This is a genomic window from Bradyrhizobium sp. 142 (genome assembly GCF_023074015.1).
In the GTDB taxonomy this organism is placed as follows: domain Bacteria; phylum Pseudomonadota; class Alphaproteobacteria; order Rhizobiales; family Xanthobacteraceae; genus Bradyrhizobium.
On sequence record NZ_JADPKQ010000401.1, the window covers coordinates 1 to 22087 of the forward strand.

The window sequence follows — 22087 nt, forward strand, 5'->3', positions numbered from 1 at the left end:
ATCGGGGCGCTCCCTGGATCAGAGAAAAGTCGTTGCGGCACAACAACTTTCGCTGATTCGCGCCCCGGTGCGCTTCAACACTGTGAGAAATGCGAGCTAGATTTGGGGGGCTGCCCTTCGATAACCGTAGCGCAACAGACGCCTCGCGAGTGCCCTTTTCTGCGCAAAGAAGCTGATGGCTACGAGATATGACGCATAGGCAAGCGCCAGCAGCGTAGCCAGTCCAGCCAGAGAGTTTCCATCCAGCAACGAGATGGTCGAAATCCTTGTGATGGCCGCGGCAACGAGACAACCGATCCAATGCGGACCGGTCGTTTCGATCAGGCGCCTCGTCGTCACGGGGCCATTGCGACCGATCAATGTCGCGTAAAGCGGCAGCACGATGGCGCAGTTCACCAGCGTATATGCCATGGCAACTCCAAGGGCGCCCCAGGGAAGGCCGACGACGAATGAGGTCACGTTGATCAGAGCGGTCCAAACACCCAGCCTGAAGTACTCCCGGCCACGGCCTTGACTGAGAAACAGCCAGGCTGCCGTCGCGGTCGCCACTTGGATCAAGCCCGCAACGCCAAGCCACGAAAAAATCGGGGCTGCACCCACCCAATGCTCTCCAAGGACAATTCTGAAGAGCGGCTCCGAGAGCAGGATGGCGAAAACGATTCCTGGCTGACATACAAGCATGACCATGGAAAGGGCATCGTCGTAAGTGCTCAGGTATTCTTTCTTATCGAGACGAAGCCGCGAAAGAAGCGGGACGATCACCTGGCCGATCGGGTTGTGCAGTTGAACGATCGGGAACAGCAATAGCTTATAGGCCCGATCGTAAAGGCCGAGTTCGTCGCCGCCGCGGAATTTGCCGATAAGGATATTGTCCGCGTTTCTCGAGAAATAGTTGACCAGATTGAACCCGGACACGTGCAAGCCGAACCTTGCCATGTGTCGCGTCTCGCCGTCCAAGTGAGGATACCCGGGACGATAGCCCGAACAGGTCCAGATCCCAGCTGTCGAAACCAGCGTGAGAACGAGCGTGGACAGGTAAAGCGCCCAATAATTTCTCAAGATCATCACGGCAACGATCCCCGCGACGATGGACGCGGTTGTCGCTGCGACATCCAAGACTGCCAGGGACTTGAACCTGGACTCTCTGGCAAGCAGGGCGGCGGGAACGGTTGGCAGCCCTGCAATGAAGCTAAGCCCTGCAATTGCGACGATGAGCTGTCGAAGCCTGGGATCGTCGTAAAACAGTGAAAGCGGATATGCGCTCAACGTCAGGGCGAGGGTTGACGCCGCGGAAGCCAGCACCGACAGCCAGAACAGCGCATCGATCTGGCCCTTGGCGATTTCCGGGCGTTGAATGATGGCCTGTCCGACGCCGAGGTCCTTGATGAGCCCGAGGAACGTTGCGGCGGTCGCGGACATGGCAAGTAGGCCGAAGTCAGACGGTGCAAGATTTCGCGTCGAGAATATCGTCAAAACGAAACCGGCCGACAGTTTCCAGGCCTGAGCCCCACCCGTTATGAGAATATTGGTTGCGGCCCGCGACTTACTGTCTCTGCCCAACGAGTTCACCCCGCGATCTCAAACAGTTCTTGCTCGGTCTTGCGGCTAGCCTGCAAATCCCGGCGGGAAATCTATCGCTCTCAACGGTAACGGTTCCGACCGTCCCGGCTTTTAGCTCGGCTTTGACACGAACGGAAGATGTGATCGAGCGACGTGGGATCCGCGGACTCTGAGGCGAGTCCCGCCAAGGCGGATGACCAACTTCGAACGAGTGCTTGAAAGTTCACCAATGTCGGTGCGGAGACGCGCAGTCACAACAATGCCCGCACTTTGTCACATTTCAATTTGCAATATTCAGGTTCCCGCAAGATGATTTTGTGAGCACTCCCGCTGGGGAAGGCCAAGGCTGCGCGTGCGATCCTTGCAGGATGCAAGCGGTTCGATAATGTTCGTTTGATCTGCGATCGCGCAGTTCCGGAGGTCCGAGGCGGGATGGCGTTATACACCGTTGCATCATCACGGCAAGGAACCCGGTCTGGCCTCTCGTCGCTGGCGGGACCTCTCTTCCTTCTTGCAGTAGCCATAGTTCTTTCTGCGATTTCGCGACGGGCCGTCACGCATCTCGCTCGCTGGTCCGACATTTACGCGTTTGTGCTGGTTTGCGCGGTATTTGCCGGCGCGCTCGCCTTCAACTCGATTCGCTACCGGGATTTCTCGCCGCCATTGCGGATCACCGCCTTCGCGATCGGAATGGCGATCTTCGTGCAGTTGCTGTTCGATTCACTGGGGCCCTTCGCAGGCCCTGCCAATATCCTTTTCGGTTCGGGCGACAGGATCCTGTTCTTTCGGTACGGCGCAGTGCTTGCGGTTGTAGCTGGCATCGCCGCGATCTGGCGTCCCGCATTTCTGCTACCGCTGCTCTACTTCTATCATGCCTGGCGCGAGATGGTCAGCGTCGCGTCCGGCATCTTCGTGACCGAGACCGATTATCTTGGCATGCTCGACGTCGGCAACTTCTGCGTCCTTGGCGTGCTGGGCACGATCGTCCTCACCAGTGCCTGGGCAATGGATCGTGTGCCGCAGTTGCGGACTGTGTTCGCTTCCGCAGATGGCGTGAAAGAGCTCCGCGATCGGACCTACGGCCTGATTTGGGCGTGCGCCGTCGGGGCGCATCTCGGCAGCTATTTCTGGTCGGGAATCGCGAAGCTGCAGGCAGGCGGCGAGAAGCCGTGGACCTGGCTGCTTGCGAACCCCACGCAAACCTCGATCCTGATTGGGCTCGAACGTGGCGACGCCCCGCTCGGCCTATGGCCGGGCGCGTTGCAGACGATCTGGGACGCGATCGTCAGCAACCAGTTGCTCTTCAACGTCTTTGTGCTAGGCGCGCAGCTGCTGTCGCCGCTGGCCGCGATCTCGACGCGCGCGTTGTCGTTCTTCTGTCTGTTGTTCGATCTCTTCCACGTCGGTGTGTACTTCACGCTCGGGGCGCTGTTCTTCTTCTGGATTGCGCTCAACCTTTTCATCGTCGCCGCGGCCCGCAGGCTGCCGCGCGACGGATTCACCTCGGCCATGAAGGTTGTGATGGTCGTGGCTGTCATCTGCGGTCGATTCTTCTTCTATACCAACTTCCTCGGCTGGCTGGACGGGCCGAAGCTGGCAAGCCCGCGATTCTTCGTCGAGACCCGGGATGGCCGCCAGATCCTCGCCCCGTCCACCTATTTCGGCATCTACTCGTACATGATCGGGACCGGAACCATGTACATCCCCGAAAACCATTTCCGGGCTCGCGTTGGCGGTAACAACCACGATCTTGCGACTTGGCACGACGCGACCACCTGCGGCCCGGAGATTCTTTCGCGTCAGGACACAGGAGTAGCCATGGACGCTGTGGAGAAACTGGTCCGCGAGACGGACCGTTTTTTTCGCATCTATCCCTGGGTCAAGGACAGTAACAGCTTTTATGCCTATCCACACCACATGCTCGCAAATCCGTGGATGTACAGCGAATTCAACAAGCTGAGCATGGACGACATTGTCGCCTATCACTACGTAGTAGATTCGGTATGCCTCGGCCTTGCCGAAGGCAAACTTGTGCGCGACGTGCGGAAGCAGACGGACTCTCGAATTGACCCAAGATGACGATGACGAGATCTGGGTGGTCTATGACGGCGAATGCCCGTTATGCAGCCGTTATGTCCTGCTGTACCAGTTGCGGGAGCAGGGGCAGCGCGTGCACCTGATCGACGCGCGTTCGGAACATCCGATCGTAGGCGAGATCCGCGCGCACAACCTCGATCTTAATGAAGGCATGGTGGTTCGCTGGCGTAGGCAGTATTACTATGGGGCCGAGGCAATGTATCTGCTGGCAACGCTTGCCGGCGAAGCGACATTTTTCAACCGGGTCCATCGGCTCGTGTTCTCCCGGCCGCGCGTCGCACGGGCAGTTTATCCGACGCTCGTGCGTGGAAGGAAACTTCTCCTTCGGCTGCTCGGCCGCAAGCTGATCGGTGAGCTCTGATCAGTGCATGCTCCAGAACAGCGGGTACCCGGTCTGCCAAAAAAGTTCATCAAGTGGAACGATGGGGCCCGGTGACGATTCGAGAAAAGGAGTCTAGCGCGCGTCCCATGTTTCGGAAGCGATGGTTAGGGTTGTCGCATCGCGGCCTGGTAGGCCGGGGAGAAGCGCATCAGACCGCAACTGACAATATCATCCGACGATTGGTAGATCCGGCTTTTCGGATAGGTGAGTTCGAATGACTGATCCTGAGCGAGCCGCTCCGCGTAGCGTTTATACTCGACCGATCCGCGGTAGTAATTCCCCTCGCGGACGGCGGTGGCGACCTTGTCTGTGAAGTCGTGGAGAAACTTGAAATGGAGCAGGGCGCCCGTGACGTCGCCTGGCTTGCCGCGCGGGGCCATCAGGTGACCGGCGGCGATATAGCGACGGCCGGGCAACCAGCGCGCGAGCGGCACCTTAGTAAGCAGCGGTGGCTCCCAGCGCGTGATGTTGACTGCAGGCAGAAGCCGCGCGAGCCCGTAGGGCTCAAGCAACCGTACGAGCGCGTCGTAGAGCGCGATCTTCGGCGGCATCGGCTCATCATAAAACAGTCTCGCTCGCGCTCCGCCAATCAGGTAGTTCGTCGGAAAGCCGCGCCGACGGCGCTTCACATAGGTATCTGAATCGAAGTAGGGGCAGAATGCGACAAGGCTCTCTCCGGCGCGGTAGCGTTCCGAGCCGCCGAGCACGCGTGGATACATATCAATCATCTCCGCAGTCATGCAATCCGCGCCTGCGCTCTCCAGGTAGCGGCACAGGCATCGAAGATCAAAAGTTTCGCAGCCGGGGTAGACAAACAGCTCGTCGGCGTCGAGCGTCAGCGCCCACCGTCCCGGCGCGAATTGGTCGAGCACGGCGCTGGTCCAACGCGCGCCACCACGTGATTCTGCAAACGGCTCGCGGATCTCGAATACGTGAACATCTGGCTGATCGAGGAGGAATTCTCGCGTGCCGTCGTCCGAACGATCATCGATCGCGAGGAAACGTCTGACCCCGAGTCGGCGATGGTGGCGCAGGAAATCGGGTAGTCGCAGCATCTCATTGCGGAGTTTGCCGACCGCCACGACCTCATCGGCGCCGATATCGAGCGGCCGGGTATCGATCCGGTGAATGACGGGACCGGGACGCTGCTTCGGCCGCAATCGTGTTGGCATCGAGAGAGCTACAGCCGCTTGATCCGTTTCGATCGACTCTTGCAATGCGTCCCATGCGCCGCTACGGCGTCCTGCTGCCGCTGCTCTCGCCAGCAGTTCCATCTTGAATCCTCCAGTCAACCAAACACACATTGGCGCAATCTTGAGACAGGACACGACAAAGACGGCAAAGATAGGTGCCATCGACGGCAGTCATATCGGCTCAGCGAATTGATCTGCATTTCATAAGTCCATTGGCGAGGCCATCTGGTGCGCTTCTTCTGCACAATAGAGAAATATCGGCCGGGGATTTCACAGGCGCCGGTTCCAGATCCGCCTCGCCGTTGTCATCAATCCCCAAACAGCGTGAATCACCGCTGGGGTAATGCTACTAGTTCATTGAGGAGATCGAACCCAGTTGACATTCAATATGGAATGCGACGTGCGCTGACGTGGCGCGGGACAGGCTTTCCGCTGACGGTTTCGAAGTGTCGCAAGCCGGACTATGACCGGCGGCGCACCAACTTGGAAATCCCCGACAGGACCACAATGGAACCGGTCGACGGGCAGACTGACGGCTCTGTCGACGTGGAAAATTCCATCCATGGCACGCGCGACTAAACGAGCTTGCGGCGGGGCACCTCGCAATGCGACGAAATCCTCGGCATGCATGCCCACTGTCGCGCCAGTGATTGATTAGAGTGCGACTCGTGATTCAGGCAACGGCGGTGATGCCTCCGACTGTACTTGATCGAGCAGCGAGAGATTCTGGCGAAGGAGATTGGTTAGCAGGGTCGCGAAATACGCCACCTGCATGACCACGGCGCTGACGACAAATGATATCGCACCGGTCACCAGGCCCTGCTCAGCGCCCAAATACCACGCTGGAACTATTATTAGCATCGTTGCGGGAATGAGGACGAACGCGCGAAAAGTGCGTCCCAAAAGAAGACCCACCACGCCGCTTGCTATCAACAGCAAGATCAAAATCCACCCTCCTGCATGTGCGACAAGAATGTCCCTGGACAGGGGACCGTCGCATTTCAACCACAGAACTGTTGAAAAGATACCACGTTCTAACTGTGCCTGCTAGTCAATTGGTGGGTGGGCCACTTTCGCCTAAAATGGGCAGTGGCTCACTCGGGAACATCCTCGGCGAGGCTCAAGCAGCCGGTCGGCACTACCACGCTACAAAAGGCGAACACGGCGAAAGACTTTTGACTAAATCGGCTCGGAAGTAGAGGGGGCCTAGACGTCCTGCCTGCGGCGCTGCAGGAGTGCGACCAACTCCTCGAGGCTCTGTTCGAAGTTCGTGGGCTGCAAAGATCCAGCGTCCGGCTCAGGCCGACGAGCCTGGATCAGATGCAAGTTTCCGCCGGCAGGCCTCGCCGGGTTTTCTGGCTTGCGGTCGTGAATGGATATGTCCTGAAACGAGCGCGTGATGTCGTGGTTCGTCCGTCGCCCTTCAGCCATTGGCGGTTCAGACCCGGCATGTTGCGTCCTGGTGCGTCCATCAGAAGATGATTGCCTGGGTCTGAGCGCGGGCGAAATGTACGGCTGTAATTGCAGGTACTCCGCGTGTCGCTTGCGCGAGATTAGCTCGCGGGTGCCATAGCCGGCGCCAAAGCCAATCGCGAGCAGAACAAATATGATAAGGAGCCCTGCCATCAAGCTATACGTGCGCTCTCACAATTATGCCCCAAAGCAAGCCTCCTGCCGTCTATATCTCGTAATTGACTATTTGAAGGCACGTTGTTCGCGCGTTCGTCCTGGGCCGCGCTCGTTCAGTATCGTGTCCTGATGAATGATGTGGCAGCGCTGTCGATTGACAGGCCGTTCAATCTGGACAGTATCGCAAAGTAGCAAACCACGAAATGCTGAGATCGCCAATCTTGTTATTAGAATCTCCAGGTACCGCCGCGATCGCAGAAAGCGGCGCGCAGAAGATCGGGGCCGTTAACGGCCTTCGTGGACTCGCCATTATGATGGTGATCGTCTTTCACCTGTTCGTTCCGTTTACATCCAGCACGCCGTCGTTTCCCGGCGAGCTCGATCCCAATGGTCTCCTTGCCGTTATCGCGAAGCACGGCTTCTTGGGCGTAAATATCTTTTTTGTGCTCTCTGGATTCGTTCTGTACCTTCCCTATCGCACGAAAAAGAAAGCGATCAATCGGCTGGCGGACTTTCCGGATTTCTATTGGCATCGCGCTGCCCGGTTGCTTCCGCTTTACTATATCGTTGTCCTCGTGACGGTTGCACTCCATGCCAAATCTCCCGCTGGATCGCACAGCTGGTATATGGAGCTTGGCGGACTCCTATCGACACTTTTCATTTTTGTGCCGCATGGATTTATGCCTCCGTCCAATCCCGTGTTGTGGTCCGTCGGTGTTGAAATCTGGTTTAGCCTTTTGTTTCCGCTGCTGATCCTTCTGATCGCGCGGTGGAGCCTCGAAAGGCTGGCGCTGTTGAGCGTGGTCGTCTGCTCAGCCTTCGTGGTGGCCGGAAACCTTATCGCGGTCGATCGGATCGGCATATTTCGCCCGTTTGTGGGCGGCATCTTCGGGTCGTGCTACCAGTTCATTTTCGGAATGTTGGTTTGCGATCTTTATGTCAAGTCCAGGGATAGCGCCTCGCTCAGGCGATTCTATTCGCATGGGCTGCTGCCCGGGGGGCTGCTGATGATTGCCGCCATATTTTTCAAGGATCACGGCCCCTGGGCCGTGAGCATTCTCTATACAACGATATTTTGCGCCGGGTTTTCCATGGTGTTGCTTGCGGTGCTGTGTGGGGCATGGTCGGCAAATCGTGTATTCGAAGCATGGGCAATTCAAGTCGTCGGATGCATGTGCTACAGCATCTATGCATGGCATTCGATCATCATGGTCGAAATGATTCCACCCGATACTTCTTCGTTGAAAGACACACTTCGATTGTCATTGCCGTATTTCGCAATAGTGATTTCGCTGAGCGCTTTGAGCTATCGCTATATTGAGTTTGGCCATCGGCGCGATTGGAGAGCTCTGTTCTTGTTGCGCAACTCCAAATCCAACGAGCTCACTGGCGCACGACGATCCAGTCGCGATCACGCCGAGTCTAAGCCCGTTGCCTCGTCCTGACAGACCTTGCTACAGCCCCTCGACTCCGATCGAAGAAGGACGCGCAGTTCGTGTGCTGGCATCCGAGTCAGTGTGATTTATCGAGGTCCGAGCAGCGTCGAGAGCGAGGCGCAAATCTGGCTGCGCAATAATTCTTCGCGAGCGCTTTAGTCATGCAGTATCTTGCTGCGTGTGGTTATGGGGTGTACACGTGAGAGATGGCTGACGAAACACATTCCATTCGAGCACGCGGAATGATGGCGACCATCAAGGCGCAAGGCGCCGAGTTGTGCTCGCTGAAGGGTGAGGCCGGCATCGAATTCGTCTGGCAGGCGAGGCCGGCCTGGCCGCGCCACGCGCCGCTGTTGTTTCCGATCGTCGGACGTCTCGCCAATGACGAACTGAGGCACCGCGGCAAGACATACCGCATGACCCAGCACGGTTTTGCGCGCGACAGCCGCTTTGCCTGGGTGGAGCGCGGCGGAAGCAGCTGCACACTGGTGCTAGGTGACAGCGAGGCGACACGCGCGCTCTATCCGTTCGCGTTCCGCCTGACCGCGACCTATGCGCTCGATGACGCGGGGCTCGACCTGGCGCTCACGATCGCCAATACCGGCAAGGAGACATTGCCGACCTCGCTCGGGGGGCATCCTGCTTTCAACTGGCCGCTCCAGCCCGGATTGCCGAAGGAGAGCTACGCGCTGACCTTTGCGAAGGAGGAGTCGTCTCCCGTCCGTCGTCTCGACGGCGGGTTGCTACGTGCGGCAACGGAGCCGCCTCCGATCAGGGGCACAGTGCTTCCCTTGTCCGAGTCCCTGTTCACCGACGACGCCATCATCTTCGATTGCATCAACAGCAATTCTGTCCGCTACGCGGCAGGGCAGGGTGTATCCAGCGGCCCCTGGTTGAAAATGTCATGGCAGGGCTTTCGCGAGCTGGGCGTCTGGTCGAGGCCGTCGGGCGCGCCGTTCCTCTGCATCGAGCCCTGGCGCGGCTATGCCAGCCCCGCAGGCTTCGACGGCGAGTTCAGCGACAAGCCGGGGCTGATGCATATCGCAGCTGGAGCGGAACAGCAGTTGTCGTTCCGGATCGAGGTCGGATCTTCCTGAGAGCCTGACCGCAATCACGCGCCGGCACTGCGGCCGTCCAGCACGACACCTGTCACGGCTACGGCCTCTGCGCGCGGCGCGGTCTTGGTCGCTGAAGAGGTCAGGCGATGCGCGAGATCCTGCGTGCGCCGCTCGATCAGGTGCCACGTCGCGCGCGCCACGACATAGCTGAGCGCCGCGATGACGACATAAGCAAGTAGCAGCGAGATCAGCCCGTCCGCGAGCGGCCAGACCTGGCGCAGGCCGTAGATCACCGCGAAGTGCGACAGATACATGGAATATGAATTGCGGCCGAGCGCCTCGAGCGGCCGCCAGCGGATCGCGAAGCGGATGCACCCGGCGACGCCCGCGCCGAGCACGAGGTTGATCATCAGATAGTTGAATTCGTGCGAGCCGGTGGCGCGGTCGGCTGCATAGGACAGTGCGACGAAGGCGGCGAAGATCGCCGCGTCCGATTTCGCAAAGCCGTCGCGCAACGAGAAGAACAGCGCACAGCCGACCAGGAAGACCGGGAGCTGGTTCAGGAAGCTGATGTGCAGCGCGTTCCAGACGAAGGCCTCGTTGCTGGGACCGTAATAGGCCGAGAACAGCGCGAACGCCCATGGCTTGAACAGGCAGACATTGACGAGATGCAGCACGATCGCGAGCGCGAGGTAGAGATGGCGGCGCGATCCGAAGGCGGTGATCACGAACGGAAAGACCAGATAGAACGTCATCTCCGCTGCGATCGACCAGTCGCCCGGAACAACGCTGTTGACGCTGTCCGGCCAGAAGCCGTGCAGGAACGTTGCAGTCAGGATCACCTGGAGCGGCCCGATGCCATCAGGCGCGTTGTAGCTTGGCCCCGTGCCGTTGACGGCGAGGTAGACCGGGATTGCGAGCCAGAACAGCGGCGCGATGCGCAAAAATCTCCGGACGTAGAATTTGCGGGTCGGGTTCGATTCCGTCGCGCGCTGCGTCCACATCAGGCACATCGTCATGGCGCTGACGAAATAGAACACATTGACGCCGACCCAGCCGCACATGAAGGTAAAATCAATCGCCCGGATGCCGGACGGAAACGACTGGGAGACGTGGATCGCCATCACGCCGGCGATGCCGAGGCCGCGCAGGAAGTCGAGCGTGTGCGAACGGCCGAAGGGCGCGGTTGCGCCTTTGTCGGCTCGACCCGCGGCCAACCGGGCCTGCCCCTGCATCAAATTGCTCCGTGCTTTCGCAATCGCCTTGCCTTGCGAGGCAGGACCATAAGGGCGCAAGCGCGGATTCCGAAGCTGAAGGCTCTGTTTACGTTAACCAGCGGCTGAATCCGCGCCGGGATGAACGAATCTCGACGCTTTCCTGGCGAAATTCGCCCCGGGGGTGCGCCGAATGAGCCGAATGAGAAGTGTGGGCCAATTCATACTTAATACTTGAATACCGTGACCAATATTGTTTGGGCATCACAACACGCCTATTATTGCAGCAGGCAATTTCGAGGGGCTCGAACAAGTCGTGAATGTACGTTCACAGGACGGCGCATCGCTCGGCGACCTGAATTTCCAGGTCGGTTCGCAGGCACGCAGGACGTCCAAAATCGTGGCCGATTCCGCATTTCAGGAAATGCGTCCCGCTGACCGCGAGCGGCTGATCGTCGTCGAGGACGATCCGGTGACGCGCACCATGCTGGTCGGCTATTTCAGCGAGTACAATTTCGACGTGGTCGGCGCCGGCTCCTGCGCGGAGTCCCGCCAGGCGCTGCGCGCCCGCACCGACCTCGTCTTCCTCGACGTGCAATTGCCCGACGACGACGGCTTCGAACTGGCCAAGGAAATCCAGGCGACCAGCAACGCGGGCATCATCTTCGTGACCCGCCGCGACTCCGACGTCGATCGCATCCTCGGCCTCGAGATTGCCGGCCACTATGTCACCAAGCCGATCAATCTGCGCGACCTGCTCGCGCGTGCGCGCAGCGTGCTGCGGCGGCGCTCGATCGACCGCAAGGCGGCGCGCAATCACAATTCGATCGCCTTCGGCGACTGGATCATCGACCTCACGCGGCGCGAATTGCTCGGCAGCGACGGCAAGCCCGTATCATTGACGCGCGCCGAGTTCGACCTGCTCGCGGCTCTGGTCGGCGCCGACGGCCGTCCGCTCAACCGCGACTATCTGATCGAAGTCGTCAGCAATCGCGAGGCCGAGGTCGATATCCGCACGGTCGACGCGCTGGTAGCGCGGCTGCGCCGCAAGCTTATCGGTAGCGGCACGCCGGTCATCGCGACCGTCACCGGCATCGGCTACAAGCTTGCGCTCAGCGAGCGGCTTTAGACGCACACCTGAGCTGACGTAGCGCGCCGTGCAAGCGATGCTCAATTGCAATGTTGGTTCAGCCGCTGAAACCGACGACGAACCGAATGGCGAGGAATGCAGACAAGGCCAGGGCGGCGGTCGCCGAGATTGCGAACAAAACCCTCAAACTATTGTGCATGATCTCTATTTCCGGTTCAGGCTTCAAAAATAGCTATTCGCTCTATGGATGCGTCTAGCGGCCGACGATATTTCAACGTGATGCAACTCGTTTCCATCTCGCTTCGATGCGAGCCTTGATGAGGCCGATCCGGGCCTCATGCGCAGCCCAGTATGCCCGGCTTGCTGCTGTCGTACCATGACGGTAGCGCGCATAAACGTCCTTAGGCTTAGTCTCCGCTTTCTGATTGCGAGCTGATTTCGTCGCCGGCGCAACCGCTACCGCCGTTGGAGCTGAAGCTGGGATAGCTACAGCCTCGGCTCGCCCGACTGCCGAGTTCATGGCGAGAAGACGGTTGCGGGCGCGATTGCAATAGATTTGCGAACGCGGAGTCGTGGACTCCTCGCCATGGCCTGCCCGATATTTCATCAGGGCGCGACAGAGGTCCCCGCCTGCCAGGCGCCATGCGCGGCTGAGATAAAGCACGCCGTAATGGATATTGATGGCCGGTTCCGCGAGTTCTGCGCCATTTCCCCGAAAACCGAGCATCGCAGCCGTTTCGGGCCGCACCTGCATGAGGCCGATTTCGCCGGCGCTGCCGATGACGGTCGGGTTGTAGCCGCTTTCAACAAAGACGACGGCCTCTGCAATGTCCGCGGGCAGATCGGTCTTGGCAGTTTCTCTTTCGATGATGTTTCGGATCGCGGCTCGGGATGTCGGCGTCTCGCCGGCGCCGAAGGCTCCATCGTGACTGGCAATTGTCGAGGTCGTCTCGGCGTCGTTTGGAGGCTGGTCCTCTGCATGCACGCACATCGACGCCAACCAAAGCACGACGACCGCAACGTGCCGCCATGTCGCGTCGAGGCTAAGGCGTGCCGGATCCCACAACATGAGGCACGTCATATATGTTGCGAGTTAACAACCGATTTGCTGAGAGCCGTGGCTGCCCCCGGCCGGGTTGGAAGGTGCGCCGCCGACTATTCTGGGGCGCTCGGCTTGCGATGCATTGGCATCGCATGCCTCGCGCCGCAGGATGACGGACATCTCGCCCAAGGAACGGCTTGCCCATCGCGCGTGTTGTGCCCTTGGCGCGGGCAGGGCCGATGCTATGGTATCCCGCAATCTCTGCACGACAGGACGAGGATATTTCAGTGGCTGATGTTGATCCCGCAGCGGGTAAATTGGTCTCGTCGGACGCACTCACCAACGTTCCGCGGCTGGTCACGGCCTATTTCGCTGGCAAACCGGATGCGGCGGACCCGGCGCAGCGGGTGGCGTTCGGCACCTCCGGCCATCGCGGCACCTCGTTCAAGAACTCCTTCAACGAGGGCCACATCCTGGCGACCACGCAGGCAATTTGTGATTACCGACGAGAAAAGGGGCTGACCGGCCCGCTGTTTATCGGCATCGACACCCACGCGCTGGCCGAACCGGCACTGGTCAGCGCCGTCGAGGTGTTTGGAGCCAACGGCGTCGATGTCATGGTCGACAAGGACGGCGGCTACACGCCGACGCCGGTGATCTCGCACGCCATCCTCACCTACAACAGGGGTCGCACCAGCGGCCTCGCCGACGGCGTCGTCATCACGCCGTCGCACAATCCGCCGGAAGATGGCGGTTACAAATACAATCCGCCGCATGGCGGCCCGGCCGACACCGATGCGACCTCCGTGGTCGAGAAGCGCGCCAACGCCTATCTCGCCGATGGCCTCAAGGGCGTCACGCGCATGGATTATGCCAAGGCGCGCAAATCCGCGACGGTCCACGCCTACGACTTCGTCACGCCCTACGTCGCCGATCTCGGCAACGTCGTCGATCTCGACCTGGTCAAATCCGCCGGCATCAATATCGGCATCGATCCACTCGGCGGCGCCGCCGTGCATTACTGGCATCCGATCATCGAACGCTATGGTCTGACGGCCACCGTCGTGAACGAGGCGATCGATCCGACCTTCCGCTTCATGACGGTGGACTGGGACGGCAAGATCCGGATGGACTGCTCCTCGCCCTACGCGATGGCGAGCCTGATCGGCATGCGCGACCGTTTCGACGTCGCGTTCGCCAACGACACCGACGCCGATCGCCACGGCATCGTGACGCGCACCGGCGGCTTGATGAATCCGAACCATTATCTGGCGACCGCGATCTTCTATCTGTTCGCGCACCGCCCGAACTGGGGCAAGGACGCCGCGATCGGCAAGACCGTGGTGTCGAGTTCTATTATCGATCGCGTTGCCAGGAAGCTTGGCCGCAAGCTGGTCGAGACGCCCGTGGGCTTCAAATGGTTCGTCGACGGCCTCCTCAGTGGCGCCTTCGGCTTCGGCGGCGAGGAGAGTGCGGGGGCCTCGTTCCTGCGCCGGGACGGCACGGTGTGGACCACCGACAAGGACGGCATCATCCTCGGCCTGCTCGCAGCCGAGATCATGGCCAAGACCGGCCGCGACCCCAGCCAGCTCTTTGGCGATCTCACCGCCGAATTCGGCGTGCCCCATTACGCGCGCATCGACGTCGCCGCCACTGCGCCCCAGAAGAACAGCCTCAAGTCGCTGTCGCCGGAGCAACTCGGCCTCAAGGACCTTGCCGGCGATCCGGTCCGGGCGACGCTGAGCAAGGCGCCCGGAAACGGCCAGCCGTTCGGCGGCATCAAGGTCGAAACCGATTTCGGCTGGTTTGCCGCGCGGCCGTCCGGAACGGAGGACGTCTACAAGATTTACGCGGAAAGCTTCCGCAGTACGGAGCACCTGAAGTGGATCCAGCAGGAAGCACAGGCCGGGCTGGCGAAGGTGTTCGGGGCCTAGGACGCCGACGCGGGTGCCTGCCCCGGGCGCGCTTTCGCGCAGCCGTTGCCGTACCGTCATGGCCGGGCTTGTCCCGGCCATCCACGTCCTCGGTGTGGCACGAAGAACGTGGATGCCCGGGACAAGCCCGGGCATGACGAGTTTGCGGAGCATTGTTCCAAAAACCTCGATCATGTATACTTATTTCGGGTTAATGGTAATATATCAGAGCTATTTGGCCCTTGAACGTTCAAATTTCTCGCGCTATTGTATACATAACGTATTCATGAGCCCTGGGTGAGACCAATGCCAAAACCCTTCCCGATGAGTGCCTGGTACGCCGCCGCCTGGGACGCCGACGTCAAGTCGGCGCTGCTGCCGCGGACGATCTGCGGCAAGCATGTCGTGATGTACCGCAAGGCCGACGGCTCGGCGGCAGCGCTGGAAGACGCCTGCTGGCACCGTCTGGTGCCGCTGTCCAAGGGGCGGCTCGAAGGCGACACCGTCGTCTGCGGCTATCACGGCCTGAAGTACAATTCGCAGGGGCGCTGCACCTTCATGCCCTCGCAGGAGACCATCAATCCGTCGGCCTGCGTCCGCGCCTATCCCGTAGTCGAGCGTCACCGCTATATCTGGCTCTGGATGGGCGATCCCGCGCTCGCCGATCCCACGCTGGTGCCCGACATGCACTGGAATCACGATCCCGCCTGGGCCGGCGACGGCAAGACCATTCGCGTCAATTGCGACTACCGCCTCGTGCTCGACAACCTGATGGACCTCACCCACGAGACCTTCGTGCACGGCTCCTCCATCGGCAATGATGCGGTCGCCGAAGCTCCCTTCGACGTCACCCATGGCGAGAAGACGGTGACGGTGACGCGCTGGATGCGCGGCATCGAGGCGCCGCCGTTCTGGGCCAAGCAGCTCGGCAAGTCCGGTCTTGTCGACCGCTGGCAGATCATCCGCTTCGAGGCGCCCTGCACCATTGCGATCGACGTCGGCGTCGCGCCGACCGGCACCGGCGCGCCGGAAGGCGATCGCTCGCAGGGCGTCAACGGCTTCGTGCTCAATACCATCACGCCGGAGACCGAAAAGACCTGCCATTACTTCTGGGCATTCGTGCGCAACTATCAGCTCGGTGAGCAGCGCATCACCAACGAAATCCGCGAGGGCGTCTCCGGCATCTTCCGCGAGGACGAGCTGATCCTCGAGGCACAACAGCGCGCGATGGACGAGAACCCGGATCGCGTCTTCTATAACCTCAACATCGACGCCGGCGCGATGTGGACGCGCAAGCTGATAGACAAGATGGTGGCCAGGGAAAAGCCGCCGCAGCACCTTCAGGCCGCGGAATAGGGACATGGCCGAGCGCGAGGTCGACCGCTCCGTCTCGCAGACCGTGAAAGCGCAGCTCGCGCTACGCGACCAGATCCTGTCGGGCGCTTTGCGTCCGGGCGAGCGCATCTCCGAGCTTCAGGCGGTGGAGACCACCGGCGCCTCGCGCACACCGGTGCGCATGGCGCTAGTGCGGCTGGAAGAGGAGGGCCTGTTGGAGGCGATCCCCTCCGGCGGTTTCATGGTGAAGGCGTTCTCCGAGCGCGACATTTCCGATTCCATCGAGCTGCGCGGCACGCTGGAAGGCCTCGCCGCGCGCTTCGCCGCCGAGCGTGGCGTCTCCGCCCGCGAGCTCGAGCCGCTAAAGGAGTGTCTGGCCGCGATCGACGAATTGCTGCGCCAAGTCCCGATCTCGGTCGACGCCTTCTCGTCCTATGTCACGCTGAACGCGCGCTTCCACGCGCTGCTCACGGAATTGTCGCGTAGCCCGCCCGTGATCCGGCAGATCGACCGCGCCTCGGCGCTGCCGTTCGCCTCGCCTAGCGCCTTCGTGATGGCGCAGTCGGCGCTGACGGAAGCGCAGCAGATTTTGATCATCGCGCAGGAGCATCACCGCGTCGTGATCGATGCCATCGAGAACCGCGAAGGCGCCCGTGCCGAGGCCATCATGCGCGAGCATGCGCGGCTTGCGGTGCGCAACTTGAGACTCGCCCTGCGCAACCGGACCCATCTCGACCTCTTGCCGGCGCTCGCGCTGATCAAGACCGCAACCGACTGAGGGGAGTGCCATGCGCTTCATCGAAACCTGGACCCCGGCCACGCTGGTGTCGACCCGCGATCTCGCGCCCGGCATTCGCGAATTCCTGATCCTGCCGGATCGGTTCGACGGCGCCGCCTATCCCGTCGGCAGCCACATCAATGTCAGCGTGACCATCGACGGGCAGCCCGAGACGCGGTCCTACTCGCTGGTCGGCGAAGCCTCGCCGCGTGGCTTGCGTATCGCAGTGCGTCGCGCCGAGGATTCACGTGGCGGCTCGCGCTACATGTGGCAGTTAGCGCCCGGTGCGCGGCTCGACATCACGCAGCCATCGTCGCTGCTCGCGGTCGACTGGACGCGTGAAAACTACTGCCTGATCGCCGGCGGCATCGGCATCACGCCGATCCTCGGCGCGGCGCAGGCGCTGGCCCGGCGCGGCGCCGATGTCGCTCTGCATTATGCCGTGCGCTCCCGCAATGAAGCGGCCTATCTCGATGACCTCGCCGAGACACTCGGCGAGCGTCTGATCGTCCATGCCAGCGACGAAGGCCGCCGGCTCGAGCTCGACGCGCTGTTCGCCTCACTGCCGCAAGGTGCGCTCGCGCTGTTCTGCGGCCCGATGCGGATGCTGGATGCCGCGCGCCAGGCTTGGATCGCGGCAGGACATCCGCTTGCCGATCTCCGCTACGAGACGTTCGGCTCCAGCGGTACGCTGTCGACCGAGACGTTTCGGGTGCGCCTGAAGGATTCCAATGTCGAGCTCGAAATTCCGCGCGAGCGTTCGATGCTTGATGTGCTCAATGCCAGCGGCCATGAGGTGATGTACGATTGCAAGCGCGGCGAATGCGGCCTCTGCGCCATCGACGTGGTCGAGGTCGACGGCGAGATCGACCATCGCGACGTCTTCTTCAGCGACCATGAGAAGCAGGAGAACCGCAAGATCTGCGCCTGCGTCTCCCGCGCACGGGGCACCATCACCGTGGACACGCTGCTGCGGGCGGATGCGGTCTGACAGGGCCCGGGCAGGTAATGCGTATGCTTTGTCCGCTCTGCCCTCGGGAGCGGACAGGTTTTGTTGGCCGAGCGAGTCCGCTAAGGGGCCACAACCGGACAGAAAGTCGAAAGCGACCGCGGTCTTGAAGCTATTGCCAGCTTCCGGCGGCCCCATGCACGAAGGAAGCTTCTTCCAACATTCCCTTGCTCATTCCTGCTTGGAAGATTTGACTTCCAGGAACGACCCGAATGTCCTTGTGTTGCTTCAATGAACCATTTTGGGTGATGATCTTTGAAATAGCATTTGGCCCGGTGACACCAAAGACCAACGGATAAACTGATTTTCCTAGCAGCTTAGCCACCACTCGCTTTGCAAATCGGCCCGCTTGCGCAGTTGGAGACTGCACGGTTCGAACGTTCTGGGTAATTCCATTGAGGATATCTGTCCAAACGGGATGCTTCGGCTCGCTTGCAAATATGCAGTTGTGCACACTATCAGTGATCGAACGATCGTTGGGCCAAGTCCATTCCCGCTCGACAAAAATGACTCCCGCGTCAAATTCAAATCTCTTTCTGAATAGAACGTCAGTGTCGCAGTAAACTCCACCATAGTGATCCATCACGAGGTATCGGACAGTGTCGACAACCCAAATGAATTTGGGCATCTGGGAGATCGTGCTCTCATAATACTCAGAATAGTTTTTCTTGATGAATTGCAGTATGTCATCGTCGTCGTGGATCAGTATTTTGTAGTCGGGATAGAAGGCTCTTATGACATCGACATTGCCCTGCGCGGTCGAAGACAGTTTCTTACTCTTGCTTGTGAGGTGGAATATTTTAGGGATCATGGCTTACCCTATACCAATCGTTCGCGGCTCTCCTGCACGTTTTCCGGTCACATAAGCTACCTACAACTATCTTCGTTCCCTAGCGCTGCCCGACGGCCGTCCTTCAACTTGGTCACTGCCAATCAAACTTCCCGTTTCCCGTTTCTCATAAGCCATGCAACGTCCTCCTTTGATGGGAAGGTCAAGTTCCTCTCAGCCGGAATGTCCTACTTCTACATTCGAGGAGTTGCCGCCGATGGCAACCCCGGCATTGCTCCTAAAACGGCTGCGGCTATTTCGTAATTTCAAGCGAATGCAATCTCGATATCGGGGGCAGATGGATTGTTCGGGGCGTCGAGAGCAGATGGGAGACTTACGACTTTAGCCCCGCCCACGCTGTTTTTGGACAGCGTTAGCTCAACAACGAGGGGCGTTCCCTCGCTGATCGGAGACCAATTGTTGGCGTGAACATGCAACAGATTAAACTTCAAATCATTCACAAAACTCACAATCCGATCAAGATGAAGATCAACCTCGTGGAACTCGATCACGACGCTAGAAATTCGAGTCCGATTGCGCACGATTGAATCGAGACACCTGTATTCACTCCCTTCAATATCCATTTTGACGAATACATTCGAAGCAGTAATCCGCGAAAAGACGTCATCGAGCGTACAATGTATTCCTCCGATCGGAAGGCCAACATACTTCGCAACATGTCGCCTTTGCCCTTTGAAAAACAGCCGGAACGCTCGCAATTTCCATAGAAGCCCTAATGCCAATTTCGGCTTAAAGTCCAACAACGCCTTAACCGCTTTTTTCATAAAGAGCTTCGCGTTGGTGGAGGCATCGTATGCGTCCAAAGGAACATCATTGATATTCACAAAATCGCTCTCAAATCTCCAATCGCAATTAACACCAAAAGACAAAAGGAAATCGGAGCGAACAACATCTGAGCGAGACACCAGATATCCGCCGTCGCCCTTGCCCCCCAACCTAATTAGATCCTGGCAAGCCGCGGGCTGCAACGTCGCAGGCAATCTAGCTTTCATGGAAAACCTCTGTAGCTGAAGACATGCTCATTCGCCTGGTCGCTACTGCCGCCACTTCGCTGATGGGCCATGAGCCGCGCGCGCCCCCTAGTTGAATCACGACAGCGCAACCTTAAACTAAGGCCAAAATGCGATCGACCGAATGTCGGTTGAGGGTCAATCGCGGCGGTTTCCCGCTGAGCGACCGACTTCCGGTCCTCCCCGGCGTCCGGACATGTCGCTGCACTGCGCCCGCTGACGCGATGGGCGGCCCGACGCGGCATTAGGTGTTGGCATCAACCTGGCTTCGTACCGGCGATGGTGGTCACGCCGACGTCTAGTCCAGTCGCGCCGGCCAGCGGCGGGTCGATCGCGATCGAGTTTGCGACCGGGGTTCTGATGCGGATCACGGGTTCGGTCGACGCGGCGACGCTGAAGGCCGCCGTGGCGGCGCTGGCAGATGGACGCTTACGGTGATCCCCATTGCGTCGGGCGTGCAGGTGTGGATTGCGACCGGTCACACCGATATGCGTCGCGGCATGAACTCGCTGGGCTTGCTGGTGCAGGAAGCCTTCAAGCGAGACCCGCACGGCGGCGACCTCTATGTGTTCCGTGGCAAAAGCGGCAAGCTGATCAAGATCCTTTGGCACGATGGACTGGGCATGTCGCTTTATGCCAAGCGGCTGGAGCGCGGCCGCTTTCTGTGGCCGTCGTCGGCTGATGGCGTCGTGACGATCACACCAGCCCAGCTTGGCTGGCGGATGCCGCAACACACCTGGCGACCGCAGGCGGCTGGCTGATCGCTGGGATTTGAATCGATGGTACGCTCAGCAGTCCGGACAGAGACCGCGCCTTGTGATTCTCTGGTCGGCGATGGGCACTGATGATTCTCTTCCCGACGATGTGACCACCCTGCAGGCGATGCTGCGCGCAGAGCAAGCGGCCCGGTTGGCCGCGGAAGCCGAGGCCCAGGCGGGGACCTTGCTGATCGAGAAGCTCAAACTCACGATCAAGAAGCTCCGGCACGAGCAGTTCGGACAGTCCTCCGAGCGAGGCGCATTGCTGGACCAGCTCGAGCTACAGCTCGCCGACCTGGAGGAGAACGCGGCGCAATCTGAGACCGCGGCGCAGATGGCAGCCGAGAAGATTGCGGTGCCATCGTTCGAGCGCAGCAAGCCAGCCCGCCGGCCGCTGCCGGAGCATTTGCCGCGGGAGCGCATTGTCTATCCGGTGCCTGCCACCTGCCCATGCTGCGGCGACGGCCGATTGCGCAAAATTGGCGAGGACGTGACCGAGACGCTGGAGTTCGTTCCGCGCCAGTGGAAGGTGATCCAACATGTGCGCGAGAAGCTCGTCTGCCGGGCCTGCGAAGCGATCACCCAGCCGCCGGCTCCTTCGCACCCGATTGCGCGCGGGCGTGCAGGGCCCAAGCTGCTGGCCCATGTCCTGTTCGCCGAGTACGGCCTGCACTTGCCGCTTCATCGTCAGAGCGACGTCTACCAGCGTGAAGGCATCGACCTCGACGTCTCGACGCTCGCGGACTGGGTAGGTGCCTCCGCAGCAAGCCTGATGCCTTTGGTCGATGCGATCCGGAGCCATGTCTTCGCAGCCGAGCGCATCCACGCGGATGACACCACGGTGCCGGTTCTGGCCAAGAGCAAGACCCGGACCGGCCGGCTCTGGACTTACGTGCGCGACGACCGTCCGTTTGCCGGCGCAGATCCGCCGGCGGCCGTGTTCTTCTACTCGCCCGATCGTGGCGGTGCGCATCCGGAGCAGCATCTGGCGGGCTATGCCGGACTGATGCAGGCTGACGCCTACGCCGGCTTTGGCAGGCTCTACGAGGCCAATCGCAAGGGCGGCCCGATCATCGAGGCCGCATGCTGGGCTCACGGCAGACGCAAGTTCTTTGATCTGGCACGGCTCACCAAGGCGCCGATTGCGGCCGAGGCGGTCAAGCGCATCGATGTCCTGTTCGCCATCGAGCGCGAGATCAACGGTCTTCCTGCGCAGGAGCGTTTGCGTGTGCGCCAGGAACGTAGCCGCCCCCTGATCGTCGAGCTGGAGGCGTGGTTGCGCGAGCAGCGCACCAAGCTCTCCAGGAACAACGACACGACCAAGGCAATCAATTACTGCCTCAGCCGCTGGGATGCATTTAGCCGCTTCCTTGAAGATGGACGGCTTTGCATGTCGAACAATGCTGCCGAGCGGGAGTTGCGGGTTGCGGGCGGTCGCCGTGGGGCGAAAAAATTGGACCTTCGCCGGGGCCGACGAGGGCGGCCGGCGTGCGGCTGCCATCTACAGCCTCATCGCCACCGCCAAACTCAATGACATCGACCCGCAGGCTTGGCTTGCCGACGTGCTGGCGCGCCTACTTCTGCCAAGCGCATTGACGAACTGCTGCCTTGGAATTGGCAACCTCAAAGCGTCGCTCACGCAGCTTGAGCGCGATCAGCCTTCCCGAAAGCGGGCTAGCCGGGGGCCTTCGCCGGATGCGTACGACCTGAAGCGTCGGTCACACTGTCAAAAC

General features: G+C 60.4%; 17 protein-coding genes and 1 pseudogene. 11 read left to right on the top strand and 7 right to left on the bottom strand.

What is annotated here, in order from left to right:
• Positions 1-96: 96 nt before the first annotated feature.
• Positions 97-1560 carry a lipopolysaccharide biosynthesis protein gene (locus tag IVA82_RS37270; protein ID WP_247383450.1) on the bottom strand — a complete coding sequence of 488 codons (1464 nt, stop codon included), beginning with the start codon at positions 1558-1560 and terminating at the stop codon, positions 97-99.
• 690 nt (positions 1561-2250) lie between these two features.
• Here IVA82_RS37270 and IVA82_RS37275 point away from each other — a divergent pair.
• Complete coding sequence (locus tag IVA82_RS37275; protein ID WP_247383451.1) at positions 2251-3639, top strand: hypothetical protein; 1389 nt, start codon at positions 2251-2253, stop codon at positions 3637-3639.
• Positions 3626-4018 carry a DCC1-like thiol-disulfide oxidoreductase family protein gene (locus IVA82_RS37280; RefSeq protein ID WP_247383452.1) on the top strand — a complete coding sequence of 131 codons (393 nt, stop codon included), beginning with the start codon at positions 3626-3628 and terminating at the stop codon, positions 4016-4018. The genes IVA82_RS37275 and IVA82_RS37280 overlap by 14 nt, the downstream gene beginning before the upstream one ends.
• A 125-nt stretch (positions 4019-4143) precedes the next feature.
• Here the strand turns inward: IVA82_RS37280 and IVA82_RS37285 are convergent, their stop codons facing one another.
• Complete coding sequence (locus tag IVA82_RS37285; RefSeq protein ID WP_247383453.1) at positions 4144-5313, bottom strand: glycosyltransferase family 2 protein; 1170 nt, start codon at positions 5311-5313, stop codon at positions 4144-4146.
• Positions 5314-5886: 573 nt separating this feature from the next.
• Positions 5887-6177 carry a hypothetical protein gene (locus IVA82_RS37290; RefSeq protein WP_247383454.1) on the bottom strand — a complete coding sequence of 97 codons (291 nt, stop codon included), beginning with the start codon at positions 6175-6177 and terminating at the stop codon, positions 5887-5889.
• An 887-nt stretch (positions 6178-7064) separates the two neighbouring features.
• Between IVA82_RS37290 and IVA82_RS37295 the strand changes: the two genes are divergently transcribed.
• Both IVA82_RS37295 and IVA82_RS37300 read left to right on the top strand, forming a co-directional pair.
• Positions 7065-8306 carry an acyltransferase gene (locus IVA82_RS37295; protein WP_247493796.1) on the top strand — a complete coding sequence of 414 codons (1242 nt, stop codon included), beginning with the start codon at positions 7065-7067 and terminating at the stop codon, positions 8304-8306.
• A 197-nt stretch (positions 8307-8503) separates the two neighbouring features.
• Complete coding sequence (locus IVA82_RS37300; protein WP_247383456.1) at positions 8504-9394, top strand: aldose 1-epimerase family protein; 891 nt, start codon at positions 8504-8506, stop codon at positions 9392-9394.
• Between the two features lie 14 nt (positions 9395-9408).
• Here the strand turns inward: IVA82_RS37300 and IVA82_RS37305 are convergent, their stop codons facing one another.
• Positions 9409-10590 (bottom strand): acyltransferase, encoded by a 1182-nt coding sequence (locus IVA82_RS37305; RefSeq protein ID WP_247383457.1) that lies wholly within the window; start codon positions 10588-10590, stop codon positions 9409-9411.
• 295 nt (positions 10591-10885) lie between these two features.
• Between IVA82_RS37305 and IVA82_RS37310 the strand changes: the two genes are divergently transcribed.
• A complete protein-coding gene (locus IVA82_RS37310) occupies positions 10886-11698 on the top strand; it encodes a response regulator transcription factor (RefSeq protein WP_247383458.1) in 813 nt (270 codons plus the stop codon).
• A 232-nt stretch (positions 11699-11930) separates the two neighbouring features.
• On the opposite strand, the gene IVA82_RS37315 is transcribed toward IVA82_RS37310, so the two are convergent.
• Positions 11931-12728, bottom strand: a complete 798-nt coding sequence (locus tag IVA82_RS37315) for a transglycosylase SLT domain-containing protein (RefSeq protein ID WP_247383459.1) — start codon at positions 12726-12728, stop codon at positions 11931-11933.
• A 260-nt stretch (positions 12729-12988) separates the two neighbouring features.
• On the opposite strand from IVA82_RS37315, the gene pgm reads away from it, so the two are divergent.
• The 4 genes from pgm to IVA82_RS37335 all read left to right on the top strand — a co-directional run bounded on the left by pgm (position 12989) and on the right by IVA82_RS37335 (position 17718).
• Positions 12989-14635, top strand: coding sequence for a phosphoglucomutase (alpha-D-glucose-1,6-bisphosphate-dependent) (gene pgm / locus IVA82_RS37320; protein ID WP_247383460.1), 1647 nt, complete (start codon positions 12989-12991; stop codon positions 14633-14635).
• A gap of 285 nt (positions 14636-14920) precedes the next feature.
• Positions 14921-15970 carry an aromatic ring-hydroxylating dioxygenase subunit alpha gene (locus IVA82_RS37325; RefSeq protein ID WP_247383461.1) on the top strand — a complete coding sequence of 350 codons (1050 nt, stop codon included), beginning with the start codon at positions 14921-14923 and terminating at the stop codon, positions 15968-15970.
• 4 nt (positions 15971-15974) lie between these two features.
• Positions 15975-16727: a GntR family transcriptional regulator gene (locus IVA82_RS37330; protein ID WP_247383462.1), complete on the top strand. Its 753-nt coding sequence runs from the start codon at positions 15975-15977 to the stop codon at positions 16725-16727.
• Between the two features lie 10 nt (positions 16728-16737).
• Positions 16738-17718 (top strand): PDR/VanB family oxidoreductase, encoded by a 981-nt coding sequence (locus IVA82_RS37335; protein ID WP_247383463.1) that lies wholly within the window; start codon positions 16738-16740, stop codon positions 17716-17718.
• A gap of 130 nt (positions 17719-17848) precedes the next feature.
• Here the strand turns inward: IVA82_RS37335 and IVA82_RS37340 are convergent, their stop codons facing one another.
• Positions 17849-18547, bottom strand: coding sequence for a glycosyltransferase (locus IVA82_RS37340; RefSeq protein WP_247383464.1), 699 nt, complete (start codon positions 18545-18547; stop codon positions 17849-17851).
• 284 nt (positions 18548-18831) lie between these two features.
• Positions 18832-19578: an FkbM family methyltransferase gene (locus IVA82_RS37345; protein WP_247383465.1), complete on the bottom strand. Its 747-nt coding sequence runs from the start codon at positions 19576-19578 to the stop codon at positions 18832-18834.
• Positions 19579-20030: 452 nt separating this feature from the next.
• On the opposite strand from IVA82_RS37345, the gene tnpB reads away from it, so the two are divergent.
• A complete protein-coding gene (gene tnpB / locus IVA82_RS37350; RefSeq protein WP_247493797.1) occupies positions 20031-20357 on the top strand; it encodes an IS66 family insertion sequence element accessory protein TnpB in 327 nt (108 codons plus the stop codon).
• 73 nt (positions 20358-20430) lie between these two features.
• Positions 20431-22002: pseudogene (locus IVA82_RS37355) on the top strand (IS66 family transposase).
• Positions 22003-22087: the final 85 nt, after the last annotated feature.